The sequence below is a fragment of the Clostridium sp. genome, from assembly GCF_036642255.1.
GTDB lineage: Bacteria > Bacillota > Clostridia > Clostridiales > Clostridiaceae > Clostridium_J.
This window is the reverse complement of record NZ_JAVWDJ010000040.1, coordinates 1-12,398: the sequence shown is the minus strand read 5'-3', so window position 1 is coordinate 12,398 and position 12,398 is coordinate 1. Positions and strand designations below refer to the sequence as shown.

The following is a 12,398-nucleotide window of genomic DNA, read 5'->3' as shown; positions in this document are numbered from 1 at the left end:
ATATCTCCTTCCAAATTATCTTTCGCATCTTATACTAAAAGGAGTGTGTCAAATGAATTTTGAAAACATTAAAAAGTATGATCCTGAGATTTATGAAACTATACAATTAGAAATGGGTAGACAAGAAACTAAAATAGAACTTATCGCATCTGAAAACTTCACAAGTTATGCAGTTATGGAGGCAATGGGTTCTCCCCTTACTAATAAATATGCAGAGGGATACCCAGGAAAAAGATACTATGGTGGCTGTGAATATGTAGATATTACAGAAAATATCGCAAGAGATAGAATGTGTACGCTATTTGGTGCTGATCATGCAAATGTTCAACCTCACTCTGGGTCTCAAGCTAATATGGGAGTTTATATGGCTGTTTTAGAGCCTGGAGATAAAATTCTTGGTATGAATTTATCTCATGGAGGCCACTTAACTCACGGAAGCCCTGTAAACTTTTCTGGAAAACTATACAACTTTATGTCCTACGGTGTAAACGAAGATGGTTACATAGATTATACAGAATTAAGAAGAATAGCTGTTGAGGAAAAACCTAAAATGATAGTTGCTGGAGCTAGTGCTTACTCTAGAACTATTGAGTTTGAAAAAATAAGAGAAATTTGTGATGAAATTGGAGCTTACATGATGGTAGACATGGCTCATATTGCAGGTTTAGTTGCAGCAGGTCTTCATCCAACCCCAGTTCCTTATGCAGATTTCGTTACTACAACAACTCATAAAACCTTAAGAGGCCCTAGGGGTGGTGCTATACTTTGCAAAGAACAATATGCTAAGAGCATTGATAAAGCAATCTTCCCTGGCATTCAGGGTGGACCACTTATGCATACAATTGCTGCAAAAGCAGTATGTTTTAAGGAAGCTATGAGTGATGAGTTTAAAGCATATCAAAGAAAAGTTCTTGAAAATGCTCAAACTTTAGCATCTTCTCTCATCGAAAGAGGTTTTAACTTAGTTTCCGAAGGTACTGATAATCATTTAATGTTAGTAGACCTTAGAAATAAAGATATCACTGGTAAGGCCGCTGAACACCTACTTGATGAAATAGGTATTACAGTAAATAAAAATACAGTTCCTTTTGAAACTCAAAGTCCTTTTGTTACTAGTGGAATAAGAATAGGTACTCCAGCTGTAACTACAAGAGGTTTTGGTAAAGATGAGATGGTGGAAATTGCAGATATAATTAATCATGCAATTGAAAATAAAGATGGTGATTTAGAACCTATAAAACAAAGAGTCAAAAATCTTTGCGATAAAATTAAATTATACAAATAAATTATAAACATCCTTGTGAAATAATTTATTATAAAGCAAAGAGTAGGTAAATCTGTGGTGTTTAACCATATTTTTACCTACTCACTTTATTTTTTAACCTTTTATGTCTTATTTTTCATTCAAATACAAAAATTTATTATAGTATATTTTACTACACTTTCTAAGATTATAGCATTGAAATCACATCAGATATCCAAATGTATTATTAAATATTAAATATTTATAATTATTGTTCATATCTATCATAATTGAAAAGGTTTTGAGCTTATTCATTAAAGGTTTTTCTAACCTTTTTAAGCATATTTCTTATTGGCAAATCGTATGGACATTTCTTTTCACAGGCACCACATGCTGTACAATCTTTTGCTGTAGCTGTCAGTGTTCCATATCTCTCTTCTGCCCACTCTTTTAGATTATATCTTTCTTTATAAGCACTGAAAACAAACATAGTTGGAATATCTATCTTCTGTGGACATGGTGCACAATAACCACATCTTCTACAAAATGTCTCCCCTAATTCTTCTGAAATTTGAAGAATTTTTACATTTTCTTCTTTAGTAAAATCCCTTTCATCAGTTGATGCATTGCTGTTTTCTAATACCTCTTCAATAGTTGCCATTCCAGGTATTGCTGTAGTTACATTTGTATTTTTTAGGATGTATCTTAACGCTATGTCACCATCATCAAGAGCCCCTCCTGCCATAGGCTTCATAGCAATAACTCCTATATTTAGTTCACTTGCTCTATTAAACAACTCTTCTCCTTGATTTTCTACAATATTATAGGGATACATTATTGATTCAAATTTATCCATCTCTATTGCGGTTTTAAGCAAATCTAAGCTATGAGAAGTAATTCCTATATGTCCTATCTTTCCTTCAGCTTTAGCTTCAAGAAGCGCTTGGTATGCGCCTTCATCACTAAGTACTTTATCTAATTCTGAAGGCGTTTTAACGTTATGAAGTTGATATAAATCAATATAGTTTGTTCTAAGATTTTTTAAACTAATTTCTATATCTCTTGCCATTGAGACCTTATCTCTTGACATACTCTTTGTGGCTATTATCCATTTTTCTCTTCTACCTTCTAATGCATAACCAATATACTCTTCAGACACAGTGTAACCTCTGGCAGTGTCAATAAAATTTACCCCTAATTCTTCTGCTTTTAAAACTACTTTCTTACTTTCTTCCATATTAATTCTCTGTACTGGAATTCCACCAAATCCAATTACTGATACTTTTAAGTTTGTTTTTCCCAAAGTTTTAAACTTCACTAAATTCATCCCCTAACTTACTTCATTCATGAACTTATAATATATTAAATCTATTCTAAAATTATATCATATTTTATATGTTTTGTGATGTGCACACCCTTTAAGCTTATTATATAAGGGTTAATTCTGAATTTTCATTACTTTTTGTATATTTTCATCAAAATTTAACTTTTTAACCATTGTAATCGTTTAAATGTGCGGTATAATAGTATTGATGAATAAAATGTTATATTTAAATAAAGAGGTGTTGATATGAATAAAACTGTAAATATTGAATGGAGTAAATTAGGTTTTAATTACATTAAAACAGATCTTAGGTATGTTTCTGTATGGAGAAATGGGTCTTGGGATGATGGAAAACTAGTTGAAGATAATAATGTAAGTTTAAGTGAAGGTTCAACAGCTCTTCATTATGGCCAACAATGTTTCGAAGGTTTAAAAGCATACAGAACTGCTGATGGGAAAATTCAACTTTTCAGACCTGATGAAAATGCTAAACGTATGAATAACAGTTGCAAACGTCTTATAATGCCAGAACTTCCAATAGAAAAATTTGTTGATGCATGTGTACAAGTGGTTAAGGCTAATGAAGCTTATGTTCCTCCTTATGGAACAGGTGCAAGTCTTTATCTTAGACCCTACCTTATAGGAATTGGCGATAATTTAGGGGTTAAAACAGCTCCAGAATTCATGTTTAGCGTATTTTGTTCTCCTGTTGGTCCATATTTTAAAGGTGGACTTGCTCCTGTAAACTTTATGATTTCTGATTATGATAGAGCTGCGCCATGTGGAACTGGTGCTGCAAAGGTAGGCGGAAATTATGCTGCGAGTCTTTTAGCTCATGAAATAGCTTTAAAGAAAGGATTTGCGGATTGTATTTATCTTGACCCACTAACTCATTCAAAAATCGAAGAAGTTGGAGCTGCTAATTTCTTTGGGATAACTAAGGATAATAAGTTTATCACTCCAAAATCAGATTCAATACTTCCAAGTATAACAAAATACTCACTAATGCATGTAGCAAAAGAATACTTAGGACTTGAAGTAGAAGAAAGAGACGTTCTTATAGATAATATAGATGAATTCAAAGAAGCAGGCGCTTGTGGAACTGCTGCAGTAATCACTCCAATTGGTGGCATTGAATACAAGGATAAACTGCATGTTTTCCATAGTGAAACTGAAGTAGGTCCTATTACTAGAAAACTTTATGATACCTTATGTGGTATTCAAATTGGTGAGGTACAAGCTCCAAAAGGATGGATTGTGGTAGTTAAATAATTAATATAACCTAGATATATAACTAATTTTTCAGTATAAGTAAGGGAATCTTATTAAAAAGATTCCCTTATTTTTTCATGTGTACATAAGTTCAAATTTAAAATCACAGCTTCATTGATTTTTTCCAAACAATATAAAAATTTAATAATATTTTATACCACTAGGTTTTCAACAATTAATTCCTTGTGTTTTGCTAAATCTAAAAATTCCGAATCATCAAGCAACAATGGACGAGATAAATCATTTAAATTAATTTGCAATATTTTACACACTTTATTTGTATTTAAGATTACCTCTTCACCGATATAATAATTAATAATATGCTCAAGAAATATTTTACAATATTCATAATCCAATTTTCCTAAGCTTTCCTTTTGTATTATTTCTAAAGCTTGAAACGGACCCCTCTTCTTTTTATATACTCTGTTAGAATTTACTGCATCAAAAGTATCTGCTATAGCAATTATCTTTGCAAATTTATGTATTTTGTTCTCCTCAACCCCTAATGGATAACCTGATCTATCCAATCTTTCATGATGCATTAAAACACCATAAAGCACTGAATCATGCAAATTGGGTATTTGTTTAATCAAATTGTATCCAATTACTGAATGGTTTTTTATGGTGCTAAATTCATTTTGGCTTAAAGGCTCAACTTTATTTAAAATTTTCTCATCAATTTTAGCTTTACCAATATCATGAAGCATTGCTGAATATGTTAATAACTCAATCTCATTAGAGTCTAACCCAACCCATTTCCCCAAAATTGAGCTTAATGCTGCTACATTTACTGAATGCCTATAAATGCAATCTTCTCCACTGCCATACAAAACAATATTTTTAACAATTGCTCCTGTTGCATTTAACTCACTTTGAATTTTCTTAGAAAATTTTTCTATTTCTTCTATATAAGTCATGTCCTCACAAAATAAATTGTTAAACATATACTCTACAACATTTGCAAAACCATTAAAACTTTCTTCTATTTCAGCAACACTGTTATCAATGGCTTTTTCAGTCTTCTTATCCACTATATCTTCAGGTTTATTTTCAATATAGACAAGTACTGGTTCAAAAATAAGGTAATTTTCTAAACTACTTATTATTGTTGAAGTAATTACTACGTCCTTATTCACTAAAACAATTCCTTTATGCAAAATTTCTCTTGCTAATACCATTCCTGGTTCTAACTTATAAATATCTATGCTTTGCACCGCTCTCCCCATATACGTAGCCCCCATATTTATATTTAATTAATATATAAGAAAATTAATTTTTCTTCTAATTAACTATACTTTCAACAATAAATAATTTTTTTAAATTACCTTAAGTTATTGAAGATCATGTTTACTTGTTCATATTTATTCGACAGAAAATTCAAAATCCCTTCATATTCCTAACTTTGTATAAAAATTACATATATATAAAAACAAAGTTCCTTAAAGTAGTTTCTAGTTTTTCCCTAGCCTTTTAAGGAACCTTGATTTTACAATCAGTTCACTAATCTTTTCTATTTCTTATATCCTCTTTCATTTCTTCCTTTACGTTTTTCACCACATTAACTATATCCATATATGCATTCAAAGAGCCTGTAGTAACAATAGGTCTTCCAAAGGATACCCAATGTAATCTCCTTGATGAAAATCCACCGATTCTCATAAGATTATTAACAGTTGGAGACGTATCTCCCATAAAAAGTCCCTCTATATCCCCATTTACAATTCTATAAGTATCTATAATTGCAGGGATTACAAGTTGAGGTTTATACTGCCTACTTAAAGTATATACTTTTGCGCCGAATTCATCATCACCTATATATATTAAATGTCCTTGATCATCCTTGGTGATTTTATCGAAGGTGGGAAGATTTATAACATCTTCTCTGTTTGGAATTTTATTCATAGGTAACTTATTTATGTGAATGTTTGCCGCTAAACAAGAGGAATGTGCTCCTCCTACATCATGATATACTACTACCAACTTTTATCACTCCTATTTATAAAATTCTACTAAATGAAATTTCTCCAATATTTTCTATAAATAATGTAGAGTATACATTTTAATTGTTACATTATGACTTGAAATTCATTCTTTAACATTATTTGAAATGCAGTGATTTTTTATTCTTCTTAGACTTTATTTTTAGATTTTTAGCGACCTATTGGGTTGATTCTTTGCTACAATTTGTCCTAAATTTAATCATTTAAACGCTTTTTCTTTCTTCTCCAATATCAATACTTTATCAGAAATATATTTTCCTATGGTTTTTATTCTAATTCTATTTACAAAAATGGATGTTTTATCTCATTTTCCTGAAGAAACAAATTAAATTTTTTATCAAACTTACTATAATTAAAAACTCCATCCAATAAGGTGCCAAAATTCCAACACCAACTCCATGTGTAATATCAAAATATGCACTTATTTAATGTTCCATTGGGTGAACACCTGTCTGGACTCTTTACCATATCCCCCGCATTCATTTCTGAGCCTGTAGGTGCAAAAGTTAATATCATTCCTATCAGAAGTGCATTTGTTATTTTAGATGGATCTGAAACTATATCGAATAACATTTCGAATAAATTCCATAAAAACCTTCACCGTAGAATACTTTAATAGCATAAAAATATTAATAAATTGTTAGTAAAGTTAACAATATCTTCCTCTGGATTAGTAACCCTAGTTAAACATTTCAATGCCTTTCTACTTTAAATGTTTGATTTTTTTAGAAGATTGGTTCATTGGAAGTGGTAATTTTAATAAAATATAACATTTTTACCATAACCATATTATAATAGAAATATTAATAAGAAATTTCTATTATAGAATTAAACTAATATAGTTATAAATATAACTAATTTTGACTATGAATCTTTTAAAACAATAATTGGCTTAACATTCTATAAAATACTGTAATATGGAGGATTTATATAAATGGAAAACAAAACGGAGAAACAAAACCTCGGTACCTTATTAAGAAAACGGTACAAGCTTGCACTTTTAATCATTGCTTCTTTGGTGATTTTAAGTCAAATTATACTCCAAATTAGCATAAGTAGAGAAAAAAACTATTCCACAGTTATTAATATTGCGGGTCGCCAAAGAATGTTAAGCCAGCGCATAACCAAGTCAGCTTTAAGTTTATATTCTTTAGAAGACAAAAACTTAATAGCTGAGTCACTGCAGGAGTTAATTGAAGCTACTACCCTTTGGGAAAAATCTCACTTTGAACTTCTACATAGAGATCAGAATATGAATTTATCTGGTGTAAATAGTGAGATTGTACTTAACTTATTTGAAGAAATAGAAGTGAGTCGCAAAAAAATTCTGATATCTTCTAATAGAATTATAGATTCAGTACAAGAAGATATATTTTCCAAGGAAACCCTATACTCTAGCTTACAAACAATAGATGAAAATGAAGACATATTTCTTAGAGGGATGGATTCCATAGTATATCGGTATGAATTGGAGTCAATGAATAAAATACACATTATTAAGAGTTATGGATTTATTATACTTTTTGTTACTTTGTTTGTACTTTTACTAGAAACTCTTTTTATCTTCATACCTGCTGAGAAAGAAATTACCGTTGCTTTTGAAAAGATTCATGAAAGTCATGAAAATCTTTTAAAACTATTTGAAACCGCTCCAGCACCTATGTTCTTAATAGATGAGGAAAGTTTAAATGTGATGGAATTTAATGAGTTAGCTGAAAAAATGGTAGGAATCACTAATCATATTCCACAAAGCTTAACCTTAGATAATTTTTTAAAAGATAGTCCTGAAAATAGAAATATTATTGGTAAAATCAAAAATAGTCCAAAGTTGTTCAACGAGGAAGCTATTTTACATACTTCAGTTAGCGATGATTTAATAGCTTTAATATCCTCTAGTAAAATGAATTTTTATGACAAAGCTACAATTCTACTAGGCTTATCTGACATTACAAAATTAAAAAAAGCTGAGGAAATATTAAAACGTTATGCCACGGTGGATGAAATGACAGGACTTTTAAATAAAAGATCTGGAATGCTAATTCTTGAAAATCTATTCGAAAAAAGTAAAACTGATTCCTATAATATTTCTTTGTGCTTTATTGATATTGATGGTTTAAAAGCCGTTAATGATACTTATGGGCATGAAGAAGGAGATTGGTATATTAAAACTATCTCTAAAATTATCATTGCAAATATGCGATCTGAGGATTGTGTATTTAGATATGGTGGCGATGAAATAATAGTAATCTTTGGTGGCTGTGATTCATTAAAAGCAACAACTGTGTTGAATAGAATCCAAGAAAGCTTAAGGCTTATTGAAAAGGAATATAATAAACCATATAAAATTAGTTTTAGTTATGGCATTGTTGATACCAACTCTACCAATGCTGCCATTGTTGAAAATTTCATTTCAGAAGCTGATGTACTAATGTATAAAAATAAAAAGGAAAAAGGTGTTTTGAGACAATAACTTATTTTGTTTCAATCCTACTTTTATATTTGAGAATACAAAAATAAAAAAGTATTTAATAAAAGCATACTAACTATGATTTTATCATTTTTAGATTTTAAAATTCTTCCATGATAAGTAAATCCTTACTGTATATCAGGCAATAAAAAAAGAAAACTCATGAGAGTGAGTTTTCTTTTTTTATTGCCTACTTATTTATTAATATAATTATATTACAATTTAATCAGCTAAATTCTTAAACCATTGGACTCCTTTAATACTTATAAGTGTATATAATATTATATCCACTAATAAGGTTATACCAAATAGTATTGAAAATGCCCAACTAATATTAGCTTTAAATAGAATCACTGGTCCAATAGTAATAACACCTAAAAGGATTCCTACTATTATTGACTTCAAGCTATTCATATTCTGCTTTACAGCCTTCTGTTCATTATCCCATATAAGCTTAGGTGATGCTAAATCAATTAAAACTCCTGAGGCCGCTGTAAAATATAATATTAAAATTGAAAGTACAATAATCATACCTATTAAATAAAAATCTACTTGTAAAATTAATAAACCAATTATCAATACTAGTATTGTAGCACCATTCAAGATAATACTTGAAATAATTTTTGCATTAATTTGAGTTTTATAACTTACAGGGAGAAATTTTGAAAGAAATATCTTTTCACCTTCCCGTGATATAGATGTTGCTGCAGTGGGATTAGCACAACAGGTAAATAATACTCCCCCAAAGATAGATATTAAAACTAAAGAATACATTTCCTTATTTTCCAACAAGCTTTTTATCATACCTATTGTAGTATTCAAATCCCCCTCTGCAAATAAAGAAAATCCCAATATAAATGGCAGTAGTATTACTATAGCCACACAATTTAATAGATAAGCAGGAGTTCTAAAAAGAATTATAAACTCCTTTTTAATCCATGCTTTAAGCCGTGAGTTTTCAACGATATTTCTTTCCATAGAAGTATTACTTAACTTACTTTTTTTGCCATAGCTTTCCGAAGCTCCTATGGCTCCCTTTAAATAGAAGCTGTTAGATATAATAATAAATATTGCCAATGCAATGATAGAGATTAGAATAAGTAATACAATATTTGCTAATGTTTTATATGATTCACTATTTGTAGCTGCTAAGGCTCCAAGCTTGGAAGTAATAAATAGGTTTGAAATAGTACTAATAAGTGAATTATTCCCTTGTGCTAAGAGCTTTTGCACAGCTTCAGGATTTTCAAAGCCGCTCCTAGTCATATTATTAGTAAAAAGATTAATACCCAAAGCAAAAACCATAGCAAGAATTCCAGCAACAATTCTAAATCCATCCTTATGCTTTGATATACTAGTAAATCTCATGAGCACCATAGAAATTAAACTACTATAAACTAGAGGTAGAATTGGTATCATTATAAAGCACAGTATAGACACCAAGTAAAATAAAATTCCAGCTCCAGATTTGTATCCATAAGATATAGTAACTGGCACAAAAATAAATAAACCTGATATATATTGGTAGACCAATACTGAAAAAAACTTTGCAAGGGATATTTCCCAAGACTTAAAGGGTAACGGAAGTACATATTCCACGTCCTTTGCAAAATAAAATACTGTTATTACAGACATTATTCCAAATATAAACACTACTAGAGAGTAAATGTTGTATCCAAGGGCTACCATCATTCCGGTTTGTTTTATTGGATCTAAAAAATCATAAATTCCAAATAACATTGTGCTAATACTAAAAGTGAATATAATAAAAGCGAATAAAATAGCAATTATGTTTGTATATTCCCAGCCCTTCTTCATTCTTTTTTTCACTGAATTTTCACTAGTAAAATTACTTTTTAAAAAGGCCTTAGTTAATAACATTACTCTACTCATTTTCAGTCATCTCCAAGAACATGTTTTCAAGAGACTCGTTGGTTTTAAAGTGTTCTTTCATTTGGTTTAAAGTGCCACAAAATAATATTTTCCCCTTATTAATAATAGCCACCCTATCACAAACTTTTTCCGCAACATCTAATACATGAGTTGAAAAGAAAACAGTTTTACCATTATTGGCATGTTCTCTCATCATTTCTTTCAATATATATGCAGATTTAGGATCTAGACCTGTAAGTGGTTCATCTAGTATCCAAACCTCTGGGTCATGAATTAAGGCACCCATTACCACAATTTTTTGTCTCATACCGTGAGAATAAGTTTGAATTTTATCTCCTATGGCATTTTCCATATCAAATCTTTTGGAAAGGCTCTCTATTTTTTCTTTTCTTTTTTCCCTTGGCACATTATAAACATCTGCCATAAAGTTAAGATACTCAATGCCTTTAAATTTTAAAAACATATCCGGATTATCAGGTACATAAGCAAAAAGTTTTTTCGCTTTTAATGGTTCTTCCTTTATACTAATGCCATTAACTTTTATGTCACCTTCGCTAGGTTCTATTATTCCTGTAATCATTTTAAGAGTTGTAGTTTTGCCAGCCCCATTGGGACCTAAAAACCCAAATATTTCTCCACTATTTATTGTAAGATCTACACCGTCTACTGCATTATTGATATTATTATAAGTTTTTGTAACGTTTAAAATCTCAATCATATACTATCCTCCCAATTTAATCTAAATATTAGTAATGAGCATATTTTTTATTTATTTAAATCATTTGCTCTTATACTAATTAAACTATTTATATGGACAAAAGGTTCATAAATAATAATTAATTAAGCCTCTTTACCATATTATACCACAAATTCATTATTATACTAAATGCATTATCACCACTATAATTTATTATAATAAAAAATTTAATACATGGTAAATAGAAACTTATAACTCTTTTTTTCCTTTTGATTTTACCCTAACTATAAAGCAATATTTTATGAAGGATTTGTATTTATAATGAAGTCCTTCACAGATTTAAATAAAGCAAATTAAAAAAATTAAATTATGTAACTTTGCATCAATGTGTCGAAGAGCTTGTTATTTTGCATACTATCCCATATAACTACTTATGTGCAAATTTAAAGAAGCTAGAGAATATATTCCCTAACTTCTTTAATATATAAACATAATTTTAAACTTTAAAATAAGTCTGAAACCATATTATACTAAATTTATTTTTGATAAATTTTAGTTTCCGGACTTTTGATTTAAATTTTACCTCTGCTTAAATAATATGATGCTGTCTATCTTTTCCCATGAAAAATACAGCTAAGTTTCCAGGACCTCCATGAGTTCCTACTGCAGGACCTGTATAGTTAATAATCACATTTTTCACTTTTACTAACTTAAGTATGCACTCTTTAAGCTTCAGCGCTTCTTCGATGCAATCCCCGTGGCATATAGCCATTGTTTGCTCTTCTGGATTCTGAATTCTTTCAGCCACAATTTCCGCTAATTTATTGATTGAGCTTTTTCTTCCTTTTATCTTAAGAAGTGTGATAACTTTGCCTTCATTATTTATTGAAAGTATTGGTTTTATATGAAGTACTATTCCAATCATTGCTGCTGCTGATGATAACCTTCCGCCTCTTTTTAAATGATTTAAATCATCTACTGTCATATAAGTGTTCAACTTTTGTTTATTTTCTTCCATATAACTTACTATTTCATCATGAGATTTTCCCATTTCCTTCATTTCAAAAGCCTTCATTACCATAAGACCTTGTCCAAGAGATGCTGTCAATATATTTATAATACTTATTTTCATTTCTGGGTATTGCTCTAATAACATATTTTTAGCTATAGTAGCACTATTTTCTGTTCCACTTAATCCACTTGAAACACAGATATATAAAATATCCTTATTTTCATCTCCAATAGCTTTAAACTTTTGATAAAATTCTTCTACACTAGGTTGTGAAGTAAGTGGAGTTTGTCCATTTCTTAAGTCTTGAAAAAATTGTTTATGTGTTATGCTTTGTCCAAAATCATCGAAATATTGTTTTCCACTATAACTACAAGTTAGGCTAGCAAATTTAATATTTTTTTCTTTTATATATTCTATTGGTAAATCACAGCAAGAGTCCGTGAATATTTCAAAATCCTTCATATATTAGTTCCTCTCTTCTATATAAGTC

At 29.9% G+C, this 12,398-nt stretch carries 10 protein-coding genes; 3 read left to right on the top strand and 7 right to left on the bottom strand.

Going from position 1 to position 12,398, the window contains the following annotated elements; all coding sequences use genetic code 11:
- Window positions 1-52 precede the first annotated feature (52 nt).
- Window positions 53-1,285, top strand: a complete 1,233-nt coding sequence (gene glyA, locus RR409_RS16625) for a serine hydroxymethyltransferase (RefSeq protein WP_332558892.1) — start codon at window positions 53-55, stop codon at window positions 1,283-1,285.
- Between the two features lie 265 nt (window positions 1,286-1,550).
- On the opposite strand, the gene RR409_RS16620 is transcribed toward glyA, so the two are convergent.
- A complete protein-coding gene (locus RR409_RS16620; RefSeq protein WP_332558891.1) occupies window positions 1,551-2,561 on the bottom strand; it encodes an aldo/keto reductase in 1,011 nt (336 codons plus the stop codon).
- Window positions 2,562-2,813: 252 nt separating this feature from the next.
- On the opposite strand from RR409_RS16620, the gene RR409_RS16615 reads away from it, so the two are divergent.
- Window positions 2,814-3,839 carry a branched-chain amino acid aminotransferase gene (locus RR409_RS16615; RefSeq protein WP_332558890.1) on the top strand — a complete coding sequence of 342 codons (1,026 nt, stop codon included), beginning with the start codon at window positions 2,814-2,816 and terminating at the stop codon, window positions 3,837-3,839.
- 152 nt (window positions 3,840-3,991) lie between these two features.
- Here the strand turns inward: RR409_RS16615 and RR409_RS16610 are convergent, their stop codons facing one another.
- The 3 genes from RR409_RS16610 to RR409_RS16600 all read right to left on the bottom strand — a co-directional run bounded on the left by RR409_RS16610 (window position 3,992) and on the right by RR409_RS16600 (window position 6,412).
- Window positions 3,992-5,065, bottom strand: a complete 1,074-nt coding sequence (locus RR409_RS16610; protein ID WP_332558889.1) for an HD-GYP domain-containing protein — start codon at window positions 5,063-5,065, stop codon at window positions 3,992-3,994.
- Between the two features lie 274 nt (window positions 5,066-5,339).
- Window positions 5,340-5,819 (bottom strand): DUF3189 family protein, encoded by a 480-nt coding sequence (locus RR409_RS16605; protein WP_332558888.1) that lies wholly within the window; start codon window positions 5,817-5,819, stop codon window positions 5,340-5,342.
- 428 nt (window positions 5,820-6,247) lie between these two features.
- On the bottom strand, window positions 6,248-6,412 hold the full coding sequence (locus tag RR409_RS16600) for a hypothetical protein (RefSeq protein ID WP_332558887.1): 165 nt from the start codon (window positions 6,410-6,412) through the stop codon (window positions 6,248-6,250).
- 361 nt (window positions 6,413-6,773) lie between these two features.
- Between RR409_RS16600 and RR409_RS16595 the strand changes: the two genes are divergently transcribed.
- Complete coding sequence (locus RR409_RS16595) at window positions 6,774-8,309, top strand: diguanylate cyclase (RefSeq protein WP_332558886.1); 1,536 nt, start codon at window positions 6,774-6,776, stop codon at window positions 8,307-8,309.
- A gap of 219 nt (window positions 8,310-8,528) precedes the next feature.
- Here the strand turns inward: RR409_RS16595 and RR409_RS16590 are convergent, their stop codons facing one another.
- The 3 genes from RR409_RS16590 to RR409_RS16580 all read right to left on the bottom strand — a co-directional run bounded on the left by RR409_RS16590 (window position 8,529) and on the right by RR409_RS16580 (window position 12,370).
- Complete coding sequence (locus tag RR409_RS16590) at window positions 8,529-10,199, bottom strand: hypothetical protein (protein WP_332558885.1); 1,671 nt, start codon at window positions 10,197-10,199, stop codon at window positions 8,529-8,531.
- Entirely contained in the window at window positions 10,192-10,917 is a 726-nt protein-coding gene (locus RR409_RS16585; RefSeq protein ID WP_332558884.1) for an ABC transporter ATP-binding protein, read from the bottom strand. Before RR409_RS16585 ends, RR409_RS16590 begins: the two co-directional genes overlap by 8 nt.
- Before the next feature lie 568 nt (window positions 10,918-11,485).
- Window positions 11,486-12,370: a DegV family protein gene (locus tag RR409_RS16580; RefSeq protein ID WP_332558883.1), complete on the bottom strand. Its 885-nt coding sequence runs from the start codon at window positions 12,368-12,370 to the stop codon at window positions 11,486-11,488.
- Window positions 12,371-12,398 lie beyond the last annotated feature (28 nt).

Coding starts and splice junctions, on each gene's coding strand:
- RR409_RS16600 (WP_332558887.1), bottom strand. CDS start 6,412: ATGTTATTCGATATAGTTTCAGATCCATCTAAAATAACAAATGCACTT.
- RR409_RS16595 (WP_332558886.1), top strand. CDS start 6,774: ATGGAAAACAAAACGGAGAAACAAAACCTCGGTACCTTATTAAGAAAA.
- RR409_RS16610 (WP_332558889.1), bottom strand. CDS start 5,065: ATGGGGAGAGCGGTGCAAAGCATAGATATTTATAAGTTAGAACCAGGA.
- glyA (WP_332558892.1), top strand. CDS start 53: ATGAATTTTGAAAACATTAAAAAGTATGATCCTGAGATTTATGAAACT.
- RR409_RS16615 (WP_332558890.1), top strand. CDS start 2,814: ATGAATAAAACTGTAAATATTGAATGGAGTAAATTAGGTTTTAATTAC.
- RR409_RS16590 (WP_332558885.1), bottom strand. CDS start 10,199: ATGAGTAGAGTAATGTTATTAACTAAGGCCTTTTTAAAAAGTAATTTT.
- RR409_RS16585 (WP_332558884.1), bottom strand. CDS start 10,917: ATGATTGAGATTTTAAACGTTACAAAAACTTATAATAATATCAATAAT.
- RR409_RS16580 (WP_332558883.1), bottom strand. CDS start 12,370: ATGAAGGATTTTGAAATATTCACGGACTCTTGCTGTGATTTACCAATA.